The following is a 19,759-nucleotide window of genomic DNA, read 5'->3' as shown; positions in this document are numbered from 1 at the left end:
GGACGATCGTAGTCAGCCCGCGGCGGGCACCGGCTGCGGCGGGGTGGGGCCGGTGTAGCGCGCGGCCGGGCGGATGATCTTCGAGTCGGCGGCCTGTTCCAGGACGTTCGCGCTCCAGCCCACCACCCGGGCCGCGCAGAAGGTGGGGGTGAACATCTCGCGCGGCAGCCCGCACAGCTCCATGACCACGCCCGCGTAGAACTCCACGTTGGTGTGCAGCTCCCGGCCCGGCTTCAGCTCGGCGAGGATCTCCTCCACCTGCCGTTCGACCTCGACGGCGAAGTCCACGAGCGGCCCGCCGAACTGCCGGGCGATGTCGCGCAGCATCCGCGAGCGCGGGTCCTCGGTGCGGTAGACGGGGTGCCCGAAGCCCATGATCCGGTCCCCTGCCAGGACCCGCTCCCGGATCCACGGCCCGATGCGCTCCACCGTGCCGATGGCGTCCAGGGTGTCCAGGGCCCGGCTGGGCGCCCCTCCGTGCAGCGGGCCGGAGAGCGCGCCGATCGCCCCGGTGAGGCAGGCGGCGACGTCGGCTCCGGTGGAGGCGATGACGCGGGCGGTGAAGGTGGAGGCGTTGAAGCCGTGGTCGACGGTGGAGATCAGGTACCGCTCGACGGCGCGGGCCTTGACGGGGTCGGGCTCCTCGCCGGTGAGCATCCACAGGTAGTTGGCGGCGTACGGCAGGTCGTCGCGCGGCTCGACCGGGTCCAGGCCCTGCCCGAGCCGGTGCAGGGCGGTGAGCAGGGTCGGTACGGCGGCGCAGGCGGCGAGCGCGTCGGCGGCCCGACGCTCGGGGTCGAGGTCGTAGACCGGGCGGAATCCGGAGCAGGCGCCGAGCAGCGAGAGCGCGGTGCGCAGTCCGGCGAGGGGGCCGGAGAGGGCGGTGGCGCCGGCGAGGGCGGGGAGGGCGTCGCGGACCTGGGTGGGCAGGTGCCGCAGCGGGGCGGTCTCGGCGGCGAAGGCGGACCGGGCGGCGGCGTCCGCGGGGAGCGTGCCGCGGAACATCAGGTGCCACACGTCCTCGAACGTGCGGCTCCCGGCGAGCTCGACGGCCGAGTACTGGCGGTAGTGGTAGAAGCCCTCGCGGCCCCGGACGTCACCGAGCTGGGTTTCGGTGACCACGACTCCCGCGAGACCGCGGGGTACTTCGACGGTGGTGTTCATGGATTGACCATCCATCCTTGATTGGATCGATGTCAATATTGATTGAATCAATATATGTAGCCTATGCATCATGAGCGAAGACGAGAGGCGGCTCACCACCCGGGAGGCCGCGCAGCTCCTCGGGGTGAAGCCCTCGACGGTGTACGCGTACGTGAGCCGAGGCCAGCTCGGCAGCCGCCGCGACGCGGTCGGGCGGGGCAGCACCTTCGACGTGCGGGAGGTGGAGGCCCTGGCCAGGCGCAGCAGGCGGGAGGCCGCCGCGCCCGCCGGGGAGCTCTCCGTGCGCACCTCGCTCACCCTCATCGAGGACGACCGGTACTACTTCCGCGGTGTCGACGCCGTCGAGCTGGCCGCGCGGTACCCCTACGAGGAGGTCGCCGAGTGGCTCTGGACGGGGAGCCTGCCGCGCGGGGTCCGGTTCACCGCTCCCCCGGAGGCGCTCGCCGCCGCCCGGCGGGCGGTGGCCGCGCTGCCCGAGCACAGCGGGCCCCTCGACCGGCTCCGGGTCGCGGTCGCCGCCGCCGCGGTGGTGGACCCGCTGCGCTTCGACCTGTCCGAGGACGCGGTACTCGGCTCCGCGCGCTGCCTGATACCGACGCTGGTCGGCGCCCTGCCCGGGGCGGAAGCGGCCCCGGCGCCCGTGGGCGACGGGCGGCTCGCCCGGGCGCTGTGGCCCCGGCTGACCGGACACGAGCCCGACCCGGTGGCCGTCGACGCCCTGGACCTGGCCCTCGCCCTGCTGGTCGACCACGACCTGGCCGCCTCCACCCTCGCGGTACGGGTGGCCGCCTCGGCGCGGGCCCATCCGTACGCGGTCGTCTCGGCCGGGCTCGGCGCGCTGGAGGGCCCCCTGCACGGGGCGGCCGGACGGCTCGCGCACCGGATGCTGGCGGAGGTGCTGGAGCGGGGCGGCGCCGCGCCCGTGGTGGCGGAGCACCTGCGCGCGGGGCGCCGGGTGCCCGGGCTCGGCCACCGGCTGTACCGGGGCGAGGACCCGAGGGCGCGGGCCCTGTTCGACCACTTGGAGGGGCTCCCGGGGGCCGCCCCGGCGCTCGGCGCGGCACGGGACGTGGCGGCGGTGACGGCCCGGCACGGGCTGCACCCCAACGTGGACCTGGCGCTGGCCGTGCTGACGGTGTCCTGCGGGATGACCGCCGAGGCCGGCGAGACCGTCTTCGCCGTCGCCCGGACGGCGGGCTGGATCGCGCACGCGCTGGAGGAGTACCAGGAGCGCCCCCTGCGCATGCGCCCCAGCGGCCACTACACCGGCGCCCGCCCGCCCCGCCCGCTGCCCTGACGGGGCCCTCCCCGACCGGCACCCCCGACCGGCACCCCCGCCCGGAACGGCACCGCCCGCCCGGCGACGGCCCGGGTGGACCCCTCCGGGTGGGGCTTCTCATAGACGGAGGAAATTCCGCTTCCGCCCCCGCCGCCCTACGGTGCTAGTCATGCGGTTCCTCCCCACGGGCGCTCGGCGCCTCGGGCTGCCCCGACGGGCCGTCTCGCAGATCCTGCTGACCCAGCTGGCCATCGCGGCCGGGGTCGCCGTCCTGGCGACCGGGCTCTTCCTGGCCCCCCTGAGCGGCCAGCTGGACGACCAGGCGATGCGGCGGGCGCTGGCCATCGCGCAGAGCACGGCCGCGGACCCGTCTCTGGCCGCCGACCTCCTGCGGTCGGAGCCGACCACGGACAGCCCCGTCCAGTCCGCGGCCGAGCGGATCCGCAGGGCGACGGGCGCCGAGTACGTGGTGGTCCTCGACCTCCACGGCATCCGCCGCTCCCACCCCAGCACCGACCGGATCGGACGGCCCGTCTCCACCGACCCGAGCGACGTCCTCGCCGGCCACGAGGTGATGGAGATCGACGAGGGCACCCTGGGCCGCTCCGCCCGCGGCAAGGTCCCCCTGGTCGCCGCCGACGGAGAGGTCGTCGGCGCCGTCTCGGTCGGCATCGCCTACGACAGCGTCCGCGACCGGCTGCTCGGCGCCATCCCCGGCCTGCTCGCCTACGCGGGCGGCGCCCTGGCGGCCGGTGCCCTGGCCGCCTACCTGCTCTCCCGCCGGATCCAGCGGCAGACCCGCGACCTGGCCTTCTCCGACATCGCGGAGCTCCTCGCGGAGCGCGAGGCCATGCTGCACTCCATCCGCGAGGGCGTGATCGCCCTCGACCCGGACGACCGGGTGCGGCTCGTCAACGACGAGGCCGCCCGGCTGCTGGGCCTCCCCCCGGACAGCGCCGCCACCCTCGCCGGCCGGCCCCTGGACGAGGTCCTCGGCACGGGCCGCACCAGCGACGTCCTGACCGGGCGGGTCACCGGCCGGGACCTGCTCGCCGTCCAGGGCCCGCGGGTCCTGGTCGCCAACCGGATGCCGACCGCCGACGGCGGAGCCGTCGCCACCCTGCGCGACCGCACCGAGGTGGAACGCCTGGGCCGCGAGCTGGACTCCACCAAGGGCCTGATCGACGCCCTGCGCGCCCAGGACCACGAGCACGCGAACCGCCTCCACACCCTCCTCGGCCTGCTCGAACTGGGCCTGCACGAGGAAGCCGTCGACTTCGTCAACGAGGTCGTCGGAGTCCACCGCACCACCGCCGAGCAGGTCACCGAGAAGGTCCACGACCCCCTGCTCGCGGCCCTGCTCGTGGGCAAGGCGACCGTCGCCGCCGAGCGCGGCGTCGCCCTGCGCCTCGCCCCGCACGCACTCCTTCCCGACCGCCTGGTGGACCCGGGCGGCCTCGTCACGATCCTCGGCAACCTCGTCGACAACGCCCTGGACGCGGCGGCCGGCTCGGCCGCACCCCTGGTCGAGGTCGACATCCGCACGCAGGGACGCACGGCCGAACTGCGGGTGCGCGACAGCGGCCCGGGGATCCCCGCCGGCCGGCACGAGGAGATCTTCACCGAGGGCTGGTCGACCAAGCAGCCCGAGGCCCACCGCGAGCGCGGGCTGGGGCTGGCCCTCGTACGCCGCCTCGCGGAGCGGCAGGGCGGCAGCGCCCGGGCCGGGTCGGCAGAGGACGGAGGGGCGGAATTCTCCGTCGTGCTCCCGGAGGCCCTGCGATGAACGAGACCCCGATCCACGTATTGGTCGTCGACGACGACATGCGTGTTGCCAGGATCAACGCGGCGTACGTGGCGAAGGTTCCCGGTTTCCGGATCTGCGGCGAGGTCCATTCGGCGGCCGAGGCCCTGGACTTCCTCACCGCCCGCCCGGTGGACCTGGTCCTCCTCGACCACTACCTCCCGGACGAGAACGGCCTCGACCTCGTACGCCGCCTGCGCCAGCTCGGCCACCACACCGACGTGATCATGGTCACTGCCGCCCGGGACCTGGCCACCGTCCAGGCGGCCATGCGGCTCGGCGCCCTCCAGTACCTGGTCAAGCCGTTCACCTTCGCCGGGCTGCGCACCAAGCTGGAGGCCTACGCCTCCCTGCGCCGCTCCCTCTCCGGCGGCGGCGAGGCCGAACAGGCCGAGGTCGACCGGATCTTCGGCGCCCTCGCCGCGGCCGGCACCCCGAACGAGCTGCCCAAGGGACACTCCCCCACCACCGCGGAGCTGGTCCGCCAGGTCCTGCGCTCCGCCGAAGGCCCGCTGTCCACCCAGCAGATCGCCGACCGCGCCGGCATCAGCCGGCAGACCGCCCAGCGCTACCTGAAGCTCCTGGACCGGGCCGGCCGCGTCACCCTGGCCCTGCGCTACGGCGAGACCGGCCGCCCCGAACACCGCTACGCCTGGCGCCCGTCGGACGGCGGCTAGACGGCCTGGCAGGTCACACCGCGCCGGCCCCGGTCAGCGCCCGGACCTCCGTCTCGGCGTGCTTGCGCTCGTCCGCCTCCTCCGCGGAGGTCACGGTGCCCAGCCAGCCCGCGAGGAACCCGAGCGGGATCGAGACGATGCCCGGGTTCTGGAGCGGGAAGTACTGGAAGTCCACGCCCGGGAAGAGGGCTCCGGGGCTCCCGGAGACGACGGGCGACAGGACCACCAGCAGCACCGCCGGGACCAGCCCCCCGTACACCGACCACACGGCCCCCCGCGTGGTGAAACCCCGCCAGAACAGCGAGTACAGCAGCACCGGCAGGTTCGCCGAGGCGGCCACGGCGAAGGCCAGCCCCACCAGGAAGGCCACGTTCAGGTCCTGGGCGAGCAGCCCGAGGGCGATGGCCACCGCCCCGATCCCGACGGCGGCGATCCGCGCCACGGCCACCTCGCTGCGCTGCCGGGCGTGGCGGCGCTTGAGGGAGGCGTACAGGTCGTGCGCGACGGAGGCCGACGAGGCCAGGGTGATCCCGGCGACCACCGCGAGGATGGTCGCGAAGGCGATGGCGGCCACGATCGCGAAGAGCACCGCGCCCCCGGTGGACTCGGCGCCCCCGCCCAGGAAGGCCGCCAGCAGCGGTACGGCCGTGTTCCCGGAGGCGTTCGAGGCCCGCACCTCGTCGGGCCCGACCAGCGCGGCCGCCCCGAAGCCGAGGACGACGGTCATCAGGTAGAAGCCCCCGATCAGCGCGATCGCCCACACCACCGACCGGCGGGCGGCCCGCGCGGTGGGCACCGTGTAGAAGCGCGACAGGATGTGCGGCAGCCCCGCGGTGCCCAGCACCAGCGCGAGGCCCAGGCTCATGAAGTCGATCCGCGCGGTCCAGTCGCCGCCGTACTTGAGGCCGGGGCTCAGGAAGCGGGCCCCGTGCCCGCTGCGCTCGGCGGCGCCGGTGAGCAGCTGGTCGAGGTTCCCGTGGAAGCGGAGCAGGACGAGCACGGTCAGGGCGACGGCCCCGCCCATCAGCAGCACCGCCTTGACGATCTGGATCCAGGTGGTGGCCCGCATCCCGCCGAAGGTCACGTAGACCACCATCAGCGCCCCGACCCCGATCACGGTCAGGGTCCGGGCGGCGGGGCCCGAGGCCGAGAGCAGCAGGCCCACCAGGCTGCCCGCCCCGACCATCTGCGCCACGAGGTAGAGCACGGAGACGACCACCGAGGACGTGCCGGCGGCGATCCGTACGGGCCGCTCGCTCATCCGGGCGGCCACCACGTCTGCGAGGGTGAACCGGCCGCAGTTGCGCACCAGTTCGGCGACCAGGAAGAGGACCACCAGCCAGGCGACGAGGAAGCCGACGGAGTAGAGCAGGCCGTCGTAGCCGAAGAGGGCGATCAGCCCGGAGATCCCCAGGAAGGAGGCGGCGGACATGTAGTCGCCCGCGATGGCGAAACCGTTCTCCATCGGGGAGAAGAGCCGCCCGCCCGCGTAGAACTCCTCGGCCGAGCCGTGCCGGTTGCGGCTGACCCAGGTCGTGATGCCGAGGGTGACCGCGATGAAGGCGCTGAAGAGGATCAGCGCGAGGGTCTGGTGCTCGGTGGTCACGCCCCCTCCCCCCGGACCGTCCTCGTCCGAGGCCGGCCGCGGTCCTGCTCGCGCGCGGCCGCCCGGTCCTGTGCCCGCTCCTGCACGCGTTCCTGCTCGAAGACCGTCCAGCGCAGGTCGAGCGCGGCCCGGTCCCGGCGCAGCCGCGCGTGCCTGGCGTACGCCCAGGTCAGCAGGAAGGTGCTGAGGAACTGGCCGAGGCCGGCCAGCAGCGCCACGTTGACCGCGCCGGCGACGGGCCGGGCCATGAGCCCGGGTGCCGCGGTGGCGGCGACCACGTAGGCGACGTACCAGAGGAAGAAGCCGGCGGTCGCGGGGACAACGAACCTTCGGTAGCGGCCGCGGACCTCCTGGAAGGCGGCGCTGCGCTGCACTTCGAGGTAGATCTCGGACGCGCCGGGCGCTGCCCGGCCTCCGGGGACCGGGGCGGCCTGGGCCGGGACCGCGTCCGCGCCCTCGCCCCAGCCCACGGCCAGTGCGTCGTACCAGGGGTCGTCCAACCGGATCGTTCCGGCATCACGACCTTCGTGCTTGTCCACCGAACTCTCCTTGTCCGCCGCCGCATTGGCCGCGTGCCCACAAGGATGTGCCGGATGGTCGGTTTCCGGACTGATGTACCGGTGCTCTTCACCCCTTCAGGTGATGGAGCGAGCGGCACCGGTGTGCCGGAACGCCGTTTCCGCATCCGCGGTACCGGCCGTGTCGGGCCGGTACCGCGGAGGGGTCAGGCGTCGATGCGCGAGCGGTCGAGGGTCGCCGCGGAGCCGGTGATGAACTCCTTGCGCGGGGCCACCTCATTGCCCATGAGCAGGTCGAAGACCTGCTCGGCGGAGTCGAGGTCGCCGATGTTGATCCGCCGCAGGGTGCGGTGGCGGGGGTCCATCGTGGTCTCCGCCAGCTGGTCCGCGTCCATCTCGCCGAGGCCCTTGTAGCGCTGGATGGCGTCCTTGTACCGGATGTTCTTGCGCTGGTACTCCAGCAGGGTCTGGCGCAGCTCGTTGTCCGAATACGTGTAGACGTACTTGTCCTGGCCCTTCTTGGGCTGGACCAGCTCGATCCGGTGCAGCGGCGGTACGGCCGCGAAGACCCGGCCCGCCTCGACCATCGGGCGCATGTACCGCTGGAAGAGCGTGAGCAGCAGGCAGCGGATGTGCGCGCCGTCGACGTCGGCGTCGACGAGGAGCACGATCTTCCCGTAGCGGGCGGCGTCGATGTCGAAGGTGCGGCCGGAGCCGGCTCCTATGACCTGGATGATCGCGCCGCACTCGGCGTTCTTGAGCATGTCCGAGACCGAGGACTTCTGGACGTTGAGGATCTTGCCCCGGATCGGCAGCAGCGCCTGGAACTCGGAGTTCCGCGCGAGCTTGGCCGTACCGAGGGCGGAGTCCCCCTCGACGATGAAGAGCTCGCTGCGGTCCACGTCGTCGCTGCGGCAGTCGGCCAGCTTGGCCGGCAGCGAGGAGGACTCCAGCGCGGTCTTGCGGCGCTGCGCCTCCTTGTGCTGGCGGGCCGCGATCCTGGTCCGGGCGGCGGCGACGATCTTCTCCATCACGGCGCGGGCCTGCTGCTTGTCGTCGCGCTTGGTGGAGGTCAGGAAGGCCTTGAGCTCCTTGGCGACGACGGCGGCCACGATCCTGGTGGCCGCGGAGGTGCCGAGCACCTCCTTGGTCTGGCCCTCGAACTGCGGCTCGGCGAGACGGACGGTCACGACCGCCGTCATGCCCTCCATGGCGTCGTCCTTGACCACGTCGTCCTCGGCGACGCGCAGGAGCTTCGCGGAGCGCAGCACCTCGTTCACGGTCTTGGTGACCGAGCGCTCGAATCCGGAGACGTGGGTGCCGCCCTTGGGGGTGGCGATGATGTTCACGAAGGACTTGACGCCGGTCTCGTACCCCGTGCCCCAGCGCAGGGCGATGTCCACGCCGAGCTCGCGGGTGACCTCGGTGGGGGTCATGTGGCCGCGGTCGTCGAGGACCGGGACGGTCTCCTTGAAGGTGCCGGTGCCGGTCAGGCGCAGCACGTCGCAGACGGCCTTGTCCTGCGCGAGGTACTCGCAGAACTCGCTGATGCCGCCGTCGAAGCGGAAGGTCTCCTCGGTCTTGCCGGCGCCGTCGATGCCGCGCTCGTCGCGGACGACGATGGTCAGGCCGGGGACGAGGAAGGCCGTCTGGCGGGCGCGCTGGTAGAGGGTCTCCAGGGAGAGCCGGGCGTCCTTGAGGAAGATCTGGCGGTCGGCCCAGTAGCGGATCCGGGTGCCCGTCTTGCCCTTGGCGATCCGCTTGGCCTTGCGCAGGCCGTTCGCCGGGTCGAAGGGGCTCTCGGGGCCCTGCTCGGTGAAGACGCCGGGGACGCCGCGGCGGAAGCTGATGGCGTGCGTGGAGCTGTTCCGGTCGACCTCGACGTCCAGGCGGGCGGAGAGGGCGTTGACCACGGAGGCGCCGACGCCGTGCAGACCGCCGGAGGCCGCGTAGGAGCCCCCGCCGAACTTGCCGCCGGCGTGCAGCTTGGTCATGACGACCTCGACGCCGGACAGGCCGGTCTTGGGCTCGACGTCGACCGGGATGCCGCGGCCGTTGTCGCGGACCTCGACCGAGGCGTCGTCGTGGAGGATCACCTCGATGTGGTCGCAGTAGCCGCCCAGGGCCTCGTCGACGGAATTGTCGATGATCTCCCAGAGGCAGTGCATCAGGCCTCGGCTGTCGGTGGAGCCGATATACATGCCGGGGCGCTTGCGGACGGCCTCGAGGCCTTCGAGGACGAGCAGGTGCCGCGCGGTGTAGTTGGAACCGTCCCGGTCTGCTCCGGACAGCAGCGCGCTGGAAGGCACGGACGTGTCGGCGGTCACGCAGTTCGCTCCTCGCTGAATTTCTTTTCTGGCCCGGTCGGGCGCAGGGGTGGCTGGGTCGCCGGTCGAAGGGTACCGAGGCCTGGTAGAGCCGATGCAACGCCACCCACGTGGGTTCCACAGCCTAGTGCAGATCCGCACGAGTGTTCGATCCCCCGTGAGGGTGAAGCAAACATCACGTTCCCTTCGACGCATGAACCATTTAGGGTTCGGGCACGTCCTCATGAACAACCGGCACTCACGCCGGGGAGGACGAGAACTGCTACAAGCGAACGACTGACAACGCGAAACCGTAAAGCAACGCAATACGGCTCCTTCGCCGCCAACCGGCAGCAGCCGGCCAGCTTCGGAAGGAAGTTTCGAGGAAAAGCCGCGAGCGGGAACGTTTTCGGCCTGGTTGGATGTTGACCCTGGTACGACAGCTCGTCGAGCTAGAGAAGAGGCGACGTGACTACTGTTCTGACACCCGCGACCCCGCTGACGGCCGCTGACCGATGCGACCGTTGCGGCGCCCAGGCATATCTGCGCGTCGTCCTCCTGAGCGGTGGTGAACTGCTCTTCTGCGCCCACCACGGGCGTAAGTTCGAGCCGGAACTCAAGAAGATCGCCGCGGAAATACAGGATGAGACCGAGCGGCTTACGTCCGCTCCGGCCGCCAGTGCGGCCGACGAGGACCGCTGACACAAGGCCTGAACCTCGCATCCGACGAGCCAGGACCGGCCAGGCCGGTCGACGGGCGGCACCCCTGAGATCCAGGGGTGCCGCCCGTCCTCATGTCCGCAGGCGCCCGGGGACACCCGGCGCCCCGCTTCCGGAGACCGCCCCTGGCGGCCCCGATGCCCCTTCCGGGGGCTTGCGGGGCGCCTGGAGCCCCTCCGGGCGCCCCGTGCGGTGCCCTAGTCCCCGCCCGGCCGTGCGCGCTTCTCGGGGCCGCTCACGAAGCCGACGAGCGGTGCGATCCGGGTGTACACCCCCGGGCTGTCGGCGCGCCCACAGCCGCGCCCCCAGGACACCAGCCCGATGAGCCGCCCCTGGGCCACCAGCGGGCCGCCGCTGTCCCCCTGGCAGGCGTCCTTCCCGCCGGCGCGGTCGCCCGCGCACACCATGGACTCCTCCCGGTACTGCCCGTCCGAGTCCCCCGGGTAGGCCCGGCGGCAGACATCGTCGGCGAGTACGGTGACCCGCGCCGCCCGCAGGCCGTACGCGTAGTCGCCGAAGCCGCTGGTGTCGCCCCACCCGTACACGGCCGCCTCCGTGCCCGCCCCGTAGGCGGGGTGGCCGGCCCCGGCCATGGGGAGCACGTGGTCCGCCGGCACCGCTTCGGCCAGCTCCAGCACGGCGAGGTCCCCGGCGTTGGTCCCGGGGTCGTAGGCCGGGTTGACCCGGGCCCCGGCCACCGCGATCTCGCGGCCCTCGGGCGCGCGGAGCTCCGTACGCCCGGTGATCACGCGGAAGTCGGCGACGGATTCGACCGGCCCGCCGAGCACCTGGCGGCCGAGGCAGTGGGCGGCCGTCACCACCGTGGTCGGCGCGACGATGACGCCGCCGCAGAACTGCCCGTCACGGATACCTCCGAACCGGTCACGGCTGGCGAGGGCCACCACCCAGGGACTGTCGGCGACCCGTACCGGGCTCCCGCCTATGACGACGCTGTCCGCGGCAACCCTGGGCGCCTGGGCCAGCGGCGCCGCGGCCGCTCCCGCCACCAGGGTCAGAGCGCCCGCCAGGGCACGGGCGAAGGGACGACGCATGAGGCCTCCTGACTCTGAGTGTGCTCGACTACACCCAGAGTGGGATGCCCGGAGGACATGCGCACCTGCTGCCGCGGCCCCGGCCCGGGGAAGCGCCGGGGCGGTCGAAGGCCCGTCGAGGACCGCCCGGCGCGTGCTCGACGCCCGGTCGGGGCCGGCCCGGACCGGGAGGCGGCCCGCCTCCGGGCCGGGCCGCCGCGGACCGGATCAGTCCAGGTAGTCGCGCAGGACCTGCGAGCGCGACGGGTGGCGCAGCTTCGACATGGTCTTGGACTCGATCTGGCGGATGCGCTCACGAGTGACCCCGTAGACCTTGCCGATCTCGTCCAGGGTCTTGGGCTGCCCGTCGGTCAGTCCGAAGCGCATCGAGACCACGCCCGCCTCGCGCTCGCTCAGCGTGTCGAGCACGGAGTGGAGCTGCTCCTGCAGGAGCGTGAAGCTCACGGCGTCGGCCGGCACGACCGCCTCGGAGTCCTCGATGAGGTCGCCGAACTCGCTGTCGCCGTCCTCGCCGAGCGGGGTGTGCAGGGAGATCGGCTCGCGGCCGTACTTCTGGACCTCGATGACCTTCTCGGGGGTCATGTCGAGTTCCTTGGCCAGCTCCTCCGGGGTGGGCTCGCGGCCCAGGTCCTGGAGCATCTGGCGCTGCACCCGGGCGAGCTTGTTGATCACTTCGACCATGTGCACCGGGATGCGGATGGTGCGGGCCTGGTCGGCCATGGCACGCGTGATCGCCTGCCGGATCCACCAGGTCGCGTACGTGGAGAACTTGTAGCCCTTGGTGTAGTCGAACTTCTCGACCGCGCGGATCAGGCCCAGGTTGCCCTCCTGGATCAGGTCCAGGAAGAGCATGCCGCGGCCGGTGTAGCGCTTGGCCAGCGAGACCACGAGGCGGAGGTTGGCCTCCAGGAGGTGGTTCTTGGCGCGGCGGCCGTCCTCGGCGATGATCTCCAGCTCGCGCTTGAGCTTGGGGGCCAGCTTGTCGGAGTTCGCCAGCTTGTCCTCGGCGAACAGGCCCGCCTCGATGCGCTTGGCGAGCTCGACCTCCTGCTCGGCGTTGAGGAGGGGGACCTTGCCGATCTGCTTGAGGTAGTCCTTGACGGGGTCGGCGGTGGCGCCGGCCACGACGACCTGCTGGGCGGGGGCGTCGTCCTCGTCGTCGGAGATGACGAAGCCCTTGTTCTCGCCGCCCTCGTCCTCCTCCTCGGCCTCCGCCTTCGCGGCGTCGGGGCCCTCGTCGAGAGCCTCTTCGTCGCCCTCGTCGGCGTCCTTCTTGGCGGCGGTCTTCTTCGCCGCCGTCTTCTTCGCGGCGGTCTTCTTGGCGGGTGCGGCCTTCTTGGCCGCCGTCTTCTTCGCCGCCGTCTTCTTCGCGGCGGGCTCGGCTGCGGGCTCCCCGGCGAGCGCGTCGGCGGTGTCGGGGTCCGCCGCCCCCGCCTCCGCCGTGACGGTGTCGGCCACTGCCGGGGCGGCCGCCGTCTTGGCCGCGACGGTCTTCGTCGCCGTCCGCTTCGCGGGAGTCTTCGCTGCGACGCTCTTGCGTGGGGTGCGCTTGGGCGACTCCGCGGCACTGACCATCAGCGTCACACCCTCTTCCTCGAGGATCTGGTTGAGGCTGCGCAGGACATTCTTCCACTGGGTCGCAGGAATCTGGTCAGCCTCGAAGGCCCGACGCACGTCATCGCCGGCGATCTGCCCCTCGGCCTTGCCCCGCTCGATGAGCGCCATCACAGACTCGGAATCGGCGATCTCCGGCGGGAGCGTACGGGATGTGCTGGCCGACACGAACAACCTCTCGGAACGATGGGAACGGCTTCCGACCCCGGCCTGGTGCTGGACCGGAGCCGACGACCACCGACTGGGGATGGGCCGGGGGCGCGGGCAGGGGCCGGGGAGCTGCACAGCATCCCCAAGGGCTGCTGTCTTCCCTCCGTCGGCCATCACCTCTTACGTCATCGCGTGACGTCGCGGAGCGTTACGCCCAATCTTCGCGTCCCGGGTGCACCCCTTCGTGTCCTGCGTCACACCCTGTGCGCGGGCGTGCCGGTCCCGCGGTCGTCCGCACCCGCCCGGGACCGCCCCTGCGGAGCCCCGTACGCGGAGCCCGCATGCCGCTGTCGCCGGGCCCCCAGGGGGCCCGGCGACCGGTGGTGCGCTCCCACGCCCCCGTGCGTCGGAGCGTCAGTGCTCGCGCGGGGCGGGGACCACGCGCTCGACCTCCGGATGCACCGTCAGGAGCTGGCGCATGGCGCTCTCGGCACCCGCGCCGTCACCGGAGGCCAGGGCCTCCACCATCCGCGCGTGGTGGGCCACGCAGGTCTCGCTGGGGCGGTCGCAGGAGGTGACCGGGCTGCCGGAGACCTGGAGGGCGGCGGAGACGATGCCCGAGAGGTGCTCCAGCATGCGGTTGCCCGCGACCTGGATCAGCAGCGCGTGGAACTCGTTGTCGGCGCGGGCGAAGGTGATCGCGTCACCCTGGCCGAGGGCGTGGCCCATGATCTCGACCATGTCGGACAGGCGCTGCTGGACGTCCGGGCGGTCGTGTCCGGCGGCGAGGCGGGCGGCCAGCGGCTCGATGGTCCAGCGGAGCTCGTTGAGCTCGCGGCGCTGGTCGTCGCGCTGGGGGCCGAAGGCGCGCCACTCGATGATGTCGGGGTCGAGGAGGTTCCAGTCGGCGACCGGCCGGACCCGGGTGCCCACGTTGGGGCGGGCGCTGACGAGGCCCTTGGCCTCCAGGACCCGCAGCGACTCGCGGACGACGGTGCGGGAGACCTCGAAGCGCTGGCCGATCTCCTCGGGGACCAGCGGCCGGTCCGCGCCGAGGTCGCCGGAGACGATCATCTGGCCGAGCTGCTGGACGAGTTGGCCGTGCAGTCCGCGGCCGCGACTGCCGGCCGCCCGGCGTCCGACGCGGCTCAACTCGACGTCGGCGCCGTCCCAGTGGGGTGGTCCGACCCGGTCGGAGCCGGCGGCCTCCGCGTAGGGGTAGCGGTCGAGTTCGCCCGGGCCGGCGAGGCCGGTGTCGGCATGGCGGGCGGCGGTCATCATGGTGTGCGCAAGGGTACTCACGAATCCTTTGTCGGCTGTGCCTCCATGACCCTTGAGGTCTTTGGTGAAAAGCACACGAAAGGGTGATCGGTGCCACCTACGCAATTGACGCCTTATCGTAAGGAACCGGGCCTTTTGCGGGGAGTTGCGGTCCGCTTCGCCTGATTCCGTGCGAAGCGGACTTCTACGATCGCCGCGCAGTCGCCTCCCGCACCGGAACGATCACCAACGGACCCGGGCGCGCAGTCCTGTGAACCCATAGGCGCACAACAGGACCATCAACGACAACACCAGCGCGGTGCCGACGGGTTGGGCCATCACCCGAAGGGCCCCCAGCACGAGCCGGTCGCCTTCCGGCGGCCAGGGCGCGGAGGCCAGGGCGCGCAGCCGGGAGGCCACCCCGCTCGCGGGGTACGCGGACTGCCCCTCCAGGGCCTTGCGCACCAGCGGTACGACCGCCACCGGTACGGCGAGCACGGCACCCAGGCCCGCGAGGGAGGACCGGAACACCCCGGAGGCGAGCACCCCGGCCCAGCCGCAGCCGACCAGCAGCCCGGCCCAACTCGCGGCCGGGGCGAGCCACTCGGCCGGGGCGCGCAGCGGGGCGCTCCCGAAGACGAGGCGGAGGGCGGCGGCGTCGGCGGCGACCGCGAGGGCCCCGAGCGCGAGGGCGAGGGCGGCGCACACGCCGAGCTTGGCGGTGAGCAGCCCGAGCCGGCGCGGCACGGTGCCCCGGTCCGCGGCGAGGGCGGGGTAGCGGTACTCCTCGCCGAAGGCCAGGGCCCCCAGCAGTCCGGCGCCGAGCGCGGCCGGGGGCAGCGGGAACGGCTCCGGCCACGCGGCGAGGACCCGGTTCTGCGGGGTGTGGCCGGCGCGGGCCAGCACCAGGGCGGTGGCGGCGGAGACGGCGACAACGAGGGCGGCGGTGAGGAAGGGGGCGGCCGTGCCGAAGACGCGGCGCAGCTCGTAGCGCAGCGGCCGCAGCGGGCCGCCCACGCGGCGCACCACCGGGGCGGTGCGCCCGGGCCGGGCGTGCCGGGCCCGCCGCGCGAGGCCCCGCGTGCGCCCGGCGGGCTCGGGGGCGGACGCCGGGACGGAAGCGGACGCCGGGACGGGGACGGACGCCGGGACGGGAGCTGACACCGGGACCAGGGTGGACGGAGCCCCTCCGGCCGGCTCGCCACAGCCCCCGGCAGCGGGCGCGTGGGCGGTCACGGCACCGGGACCGGGACCGGTGCCGGTGCCGGTGCCGGTACGGGATTCCGCGTGGGCTCCCGCGTCACCGCCGGCCGCGATGCCGCCCGGGCCGGTGCGGACCTGCGCTGCGGCTTCCACCCGGGCCTCCGCGCGGGCCTCCACCCGGACCCCCGAGCCGGTCCTGGTGCGGGCCTGCGGCACGGGCGGGACGGGTGCTCCGGTGTCACCCGTCTCGTCCGCGAGCTGGTGGACCAGCACGCCGTGGCGGAACGCGGCCTCGCCGACCTCCGCGCAGTTGCTCCCGTACACCGAGAGCCGGCTGCCGCTCTCCTCGACGATCTCCACCACCCGGTGCGCGGCCCGGGCCTCGCGGCCCAGTACGTCGGCCAGCCGGGCGGCGTGCGGGGTGCGCACGGCGACCCTGGGCCGCAGCCGGGTGCGCGCGAAGTCCGCGGCGTCCTGGTCTGCGACGAGCCGGCCCGCGGCGATGGAGACGACCCGGTCGGCGCTCCGGGCGGCTTCCTTCGCGTCGTCGGTGGTGAAGAGCACGGCGCCGCCCAGGGAGGCGTGGCCGCGCAGCAGTCCGTGCAGCCAGGCCCGTTCCCGGGGGGCCAGACCGGCCGTGGGCTCGTCGAGGAGCAGGGTGCAGGGGTCGGCGAGCATGGCCGCCGCCAGCCCGACCCGGCGGTCCATCCCGGCCGAGAGCGAACCGAGCCGCTGGTCGCGCAGGCCCCCGATGCCGACGACCTCCATCATGGCGTCGGCCCGGGAGGCCGGGACGCCGACGGCGGCGCAGAGCATCCGGAGCTGGTTGCGGACCGTCCGCGACGGGTGGCCGGGGACGTCGCCGAGGAGGACCCCGACCTCACGGCCGGGATGCGGGATGCGGTGCAGCGGGCGGCCGCGGAAGTAGGTGACGCCGCGGCCCGGTTCGAGTTCGAGCATGAGCCGCAGTGCGGTGGTCTTGCCCGAACCCGGCTCTCCGAGCAGGGCGGTCACGCACCCCGGGCGGGCCTCGAAGGTGAGGTCGTCCACGAGGGGCGGGAGATCTCGACGGGGTGTGCTGGTGAGTCCGATGGCCTGGAGCATCGCTTCTCTCGCGGGGTGTGAGACCGCTTTGCGGCAGCGTGAGTACCGCATGCAAGGTAACGCGATATGTCCGATTTTGTACGCAACTGGCCCGAGTCCGTACCGATATGGCCGCAGGCTGCCCCCCGGACGGCGGAGGCCGCCACCGGAGCCCCGGCTGCTCAGACCTCCGGGCGCAGCATCGGCGGGTTGAGCAGGGTGGCCCCGCCGGCCCTGAACAGCTGTGCGGGCCGCCCGCCCTGACGGGTCGTCGTCCCCCCGGCGGGCACCAGGAACCCGGGGGTCCCGGTGACCTTGCGGTGGAAGTTGCGCGGATCGAGCGCCACGCCCCACACGGCCTCGTAGACCCGGCGCAGCTCGCCGACGGTGAACTCGGGCGGGCAGAAGGCGGTGGCCAGCGAGGAGTACTCGATCTTCGAGCGGGCCCGCTCGACGCCGTCCGCGAGGATCGTCGCATGGTCGAAGGCGAGCCCGGCGGAGGCCTGGTCGGGGCCGTCGAGGAGTTCGTCGACGGGAGCCCAGCGGGCGCTGTTGGCGTCACCCCCGGCCCGCGGGGCGGGCAGGTCCGGGGCGAGGACCAGGTGCGCCACGCTGACCACCCGCATCCGGGGATCGCGCTTCGGGTCCCCGTAGGTGGCGAGCTGTTCGAGGTGCGCGCCGTTGTCCACGCCGGGCGCGGCCGGATCGTGCGCGCACAGACCGGTCTCCTCGGCGAGTTCCCGGGCGGCGGCACCGGCCAGGTCCTCGTCCCCGCGCACGAAGCCGCCGGGCAGCGCCCAGCGCCCCTGGAACGGCTGCTCACCCCGCCGGACGACCAGCGCGCAGAGCGCATGGCGCCGCACGGTGAGCACGACCAGGTCGACGGTGACGGCGAAGGGCGGAAAGGCCGACGGGTCGTAGGGCGACATGCCGCGATCATAGTCGTCTGCCTGACGATAAACAGTCGTTTCGTGATCCCGAGGACGGTGATCTGGACCCCAGTCAGGATCCTCCCGAGCACCAGGGGCCACCGTGCGGGCCTTTCCTCACCCTCCCAGCTGTAGCCCATCGGCCGCCTCCTCCACCATGCCGACGCCGAGGCGGCTGATCCTGACGGTGAAGGGCTCCCCCGCCACCCGCAGCCCGGAGAGGCGCAGGGCACCGAGGGGGGCACCCGCCCTCGGCGCCACGGCGACCGTGCCGGCCGGGGCGTCCGGACGGATGCCAGCGAGGGCGGTGAGCGCGTGGATCCCGGCCGCCGCGGCCACCGCGGCGGGCCGGCAGGCCGCCGGATGAGGCAGGGGCGCACTGCCCGCGGTGCGCTGCTCGGCGGCGTGCATCTCCGGCAGCCGGTACCCGAAGGCCTCCGCCGCGTCGAGCAGGCCCCGCAGCAGACCGGCGGCCTCCTTCTCGAAGCCGGCCTGGGCCAGCCCGGCCACCGCGACGGCGCTCTCATGGGCCCGGACCGCCCCCGACCGGTGGCCGAACGGGTTGTGCCCGGGCTCCCGCGCGGCCATGCTCCGCAGCCCCCACCCCGAGTCCATGGCGGGGGCTCCGAGCAGCCGGGCGAGCTGTTCGGTGCGGACGGGGTCCAGCAGCCCGGGCGCCATCCGGCCCCCGCCGACCAGGCCCGTGTCCAGCAGGTGCGCGGCGGCCCCGGTGAGCCGGGGCAGCGGCCGGCCGTCGGGGTGCAGGGCCGCTGCGGGGCGGCCCCCGTCCGGGCCGTCGATCCAGAACCGGGCCCGGAACCTCTCCCGCAGGGCGGCCGCCCATTCCCGCCACTCCCCGGCTCCGCCTCGCCCGCACCCGTCCAGCAGGTCGGCGCCGAGCAGCGCGGCCCGGTGGGCGTGGGCCTGGGTCTCGCAGCGGCGGGGCCCCGGGTCGGGGTCGGCCAGGAAGCCGTCCTCCCCCAGCGCCCCGCGCAGCCAGTCCAGGCAGCGCTCCGCGACGGGCAGCAGCCGGGCCACCTCCTCCTCGGGCAGGCCCCACCGCCGGGCCTCGGCGAGCACCGCCGGGAAGCCGAGGGTGGCTTCGGTCCCGGTGCACCCGGGCGGCAGCTGCGGCCCGGCGGCCCGCAGCGGACCCGGGATCTTCCCCGCGTCCGGGCCCCGGCCCCCGGTCTGCGCGCGGGCCAGGATCCGCAGCGTGGCGGCGGCCAGCCCGGTGCCGAGCGGCAGTGCCATCCGCGCGGCCCACAGCGACTCCGCCGGGGCCGGCCCGAGCCGCCACGGCACTCCTGCCGCCGCGAAGGCATCCCCGGGTTCGGCGGGGTCCCGCAGGAGCAGTGCCCGGAGGTCTTCGACGCTGGTGCGGAACCACGTGTCGGCCCTCGGGTCGTCCCCCTCGGCGCGGGCTGCGGCCAGGGGGTTCGCCACCTGCCCGGCGGGGGCCCGCGCGGCCCGGTCCCGGGTGGTGCGCAGCTCGATGGTGCGGGACTCGCCGGGGCCGAGGTCGAGCTCCCACCGCAGCAGCCCGGCGGAGGCGAGGGCGTCGTCGGGGGCCGGTTCGGCGGTGGTGACGGCCAGGGCGTCCCCGGTGCTCCAGCGCAGGCCTGCCGCGTGCACCCCGGCGGCGAGCTCCGGCCCGGCACGGCCGGCGGCCACGGCGGCCAGGTCGGCCAGGTCGGTGCCGAGGGAGACCTCCACGGGCAGGCGCAGGGGGCGGGCGGCGTAGCTGCGGACGGTGATGCGCTCGGTGCCGTCGGCGTGGCGGATCCGCTCGACCCCGATGTCGGGGTCCGGTCCGGGTTCGACCCCGGTGCGGACGGTGGCGGTGAAGGAGGCCCGGTCCGCGCCGATCCTGCGGCCCTGGACGGCGACCGGGTCCCGTCCGGCGACGCGCAGCACGCAGCGGGAGAGCAGCCTCCGCCCGGAGCGGTAGATCCCGTCGATCCCCTGCCCGGTCAGCTGGCCGTGCTCGGGCGAGATGGCCAGGCAGGGCGCGGCGACGCAGATGAGCGCCCCGTGCACCGGCGGCAACTCGGCCCGCCGCCCGGCGGCCCCCGCCTGCCCGGGCACCCCGGCTCCCGCCCGCCCCCCGACACCGCCACCACCCACGACACCGGCACCGGCACCGGCACCGGCACCGGCACCGGCACCAGACCCCCGCCCTGCACCCACACCAGCACCAGCACCAGGCAGCGGCCCGTCAGGCCGGCCAGGGCCAACCGGGCGGTCAGGGCGGCCAGGCCGGCCAGGGCCAACCGAGCGATCAGGCCCGTCAGGGCGTTCCGGTCCAACCGGCCCCGCCGACCGGTCCGGCGGGGGCGGAGGGGGGGGGGGGGGGGGGGGGGGGGGGGGGGGGGGGGGGGGGGGGGGGGGGGA

Annotated in this window: 14 protein-coding genes; 4 read left to right on the top strand and 10 right to left on the bottom strand. The window is 74.0% G+C overall.

The window, feature by feature from the left end; genetic code table 11:
• Positions 1 to 12 precede the first annotated feature (12 nt).
• On the bottom strand, positions 13 to 1,164 hold the full coding sequence (locus AC07A6_RS00300; RefSeq protein ID WP_478775422.1) for a citrate synthase/methylcitrate synthase: 1,152 nt from the start codon (positions 1,162 to 1,164) through the stop codon (positions 13 to 15).
• A 70-nt stretch (positions 1,165 to 1,234) separates the two neighbouring features.
• Between AC07A6_RS00300 and AC07A6_RS00295 the strand changes: the two genes are divergently transcribed.
• From AC07A6_RS00295 to AC07A6_RS00285, 3 genes are all read left to right on the top strand, one after another.
• Entirely contained in the window at positions 1,235 to 2,461 is a 1,227-nt protein-coding gene (locus tag AC07A6_RS00295) for a citrate synthase (protein WP_478775421.1), read from the top strand.
• Between the two features lie 151 nt (positions 2,462 to 2,612).
• Positions 2,613 to 4,229, top strand: coding sequence for an ATP-binding protein (locus AC07A6_RS00290; protein WP_478775420.1), 1,617 nt, complete (start codon positions 2,613 to 2,615; stop codon positions 4,227 to 4,229).
• Positions 4,226 to 4,924, top strand: coding sequence for a DUF7342 family protein (locus AC07A6_RS00285; protein WP_478775419.1), 699 nt, complete (start codon positions 4,226 to 4,228; stop codon positions 4,922 to 4,924). Before AC07A6_RS00290 ends, AC07A6_RS00285 begins: the two co-directional genes overlap by 4 nt.
• A 13-nt stretch (positions 4,925 to 4,937) precedes the next feature.
• Here the strand turns inward: AC07A6_RS00285 and AC07A6_RS00280 are convergent, their stop codons facing one another.
• From AC07A6_RS00280 to AC07A6_RS00270, 3 genes are all read right to left on the bottom strand, one after another.
• Entirely contained in the window at positions 4,938 to 6,530 is a 1,593-nt protein-coding gene (locus tag AC07A6_RS00280; protein WP_478775418.1) for a solute symporter family protein, read from the bottom strand.
• Positions 6,527 to 7,069: a DUF485 domain-containing protein gene (locus AC07A6_RS00275; RefSeq protein ID WP_478775417.1), complete on the bottom strand. Its 543-nt coding sequence runs from the start codon at positions 7,067 to 7,069 to the stop codon at positions 6,527 to 6,529. The genes AC07A6_RS00280 and AC07A6_RS00275 overlap by 4 nt, the downstream gene beginning before the upstream one ends.
• A 185-nt stretch (positions 7,070 to 7,254) precedes the next feature.
• Positions 7,255 to 9,375 carry a DNA gyrase/topoisomerase IV subunit B gene (locus tag AC07A6_RS00270; RefSeq protein WP_478775416.1) on the bottom strand — a complete coding sequence of 707 codons (2,121 nt, stop codon included), beginning with the start codon at positions 9,373 to 9,375 and terminating at the stop codon, positions 7,255 to 7,257.
• 447 nt (positions 9,376 to 9,822) lie between these two features.
• Between AC07A6_RS00270 and AC07A6_RS00265 the strand changes: the two genes are divergently transcribed.
• The gene (locus tag AC07A6_RS00265) at positions 9,823 to 10,056 is read left to right on the top strand and encodes a DUF7455 domain-containing protein (protein ID WP_007267009.1); all 234 of its coding nucleotides are present in this window, start codon (positions 9,823 to 9,825) and stop codon (positions 10,054 to 10,056) included.
• 215 nt (positions 10,057 to 10,271) lie between these two features.
• Here the strand turns inward: AC07A6_RS00265 and AC07A6_RS00260 are convergent, their stop codons facing one another.
• From AC07A6_RS00260 to AC07A6_RS00235, 6 genes are all read right to left on the bottom strand, one after another.
• Positions 10,272 to 11,126 (bottom strand): serine protease, encoded by an 855-nt coding sequence (locus AC07A6_RS00260; RefSeq protein WP_478775415.1) that lies wholly within the window; start codon positions 11,124 to 11,126, stop codon positions 10,272 to 10,274.
• Positions 11,127 to 11,333: 207 nt separating this feature from the next.
• Complete coding sequence (locus AC07A6_RS00255; RefSeq protein ID WP_362461563.1) at positions 11,334 to 12,914, bottom strand: RNA polymerase sigma factor; 1,581 nt, start codon at positions 12,912 to 12,914, stop codon at positions 11,334 to 11,336.
• A 390-nt stretch (positions 12,915 to 13,304) separates the two neighbouring features.
• On the bottom strand, positions 13,305 to 14,192 hold the full coding sequence (locus AC07A6_RS00250) for a FadR/GntR family transcriptional regulator (protein WP_362461560.1): 888 nt from the start codon (positions 14,190 to 14,192) through the stop codon (positions 13,305 to 13,307).
• Between the two features lie 201 nt (positions 14,193 to 14,393).
• Positions 14,394 to 16,457, bottom strand: coding sequence for an ATP-binding cassette domain-containing protein (locus tag AC07A6_RS00245; RefSeq protein ID WP_478775414.1), 2,064 nt, complete (start codon positions 16,455 to 16,457; stop codon positions 14,394 to 14,396).
• Between the two features lie 161 nt (positions 16,458 to 16,618).
• Positions 16,619 to 17,365, bottom strand: coding sequence for an NUDIX hydrolase (locus AC07A6_RS00240; protein WP_362461555.1), 747 nt, complete (start codon positions 17,363 to 17,365; stop codon positions 16,619 to 16,621).
• 117 nt (positions 17,366 to 17,482) lie between these two features.
• A complete protein-coding gene (locus AC07A6_RS00235) occupies positions 17,483 to 19,453 on the bottom strand; it encodes a glycogen debranching N-terminal domain-containing protein (protein ID WP_478775413.1) in 1,971 nt (656 codons plus the stop codon).
• Positions 19,454 to 19,759: the final 306 nt, after the last annotated feature.

The sequence above is a fragment of the Streptomyces sp. NPDC044002 genome, from assembly GCF_056434525.1.
The sequence above is the reverse complement of the archived record's forward strand: the minus strand, read 5'-3'. Positions and strand labels throughout refer to the sequence as shown.

Bases quoted from the DNA above. Each gene is read 5' to 3' on its own strand.
- AC07A6_RS00300 (WP_478775422.1), bottom strand. From the start codon at position 1,164: ATGAACACCACCGTCGAAGTACCCCGCGGTCTCGCGGGAGTCGTGGTC.
- AC07A6_RS00295 (WP_478775421.1), top strand. From the start codon at position 1,235: ATGAGCGAAGACGAGAGGCGGCTCACCACCCGGGAGGCCGCGCAGCTC.
- AC07A6_RS00290 (WP_478775420.1), top strand. From the start codon at position 2,613: ATGCGGTTCCTCCCCACGGGCGCTCGGCGCCTCGGGCTGCCCCGACGG.
- AC07A6_RS00285 (WP_478775419.1), top strand. From the start codon at position 4,226: ATGAACGAGACCCCGATCCACGTATTGGTCGTCGACGACGACATGCGT.
- AC07A6_RS00260 (WP_478775415.1), bottom strand. From the start codon at position 11,126: ATGCGTCGTCCCTTCGCCCGTGCCCTGGCGGGCGCTCTGACCCTGGTG.
- AC07A6_RS00245 (WP_478775414.1), bottom strand. From the start codon at position 16,457: ATGCTCCAGGCCATCGGACTCACCAGCACACCCCGTCGAGATCTCCCG.
- AC07A6_RS00240 (WP_362461555.1), bottom strand. From the start codon at position 17,365: ATGTCGCCCTACGACCCGTCGGCCTTTCCGCCCTTCGCCGTCACCGTC.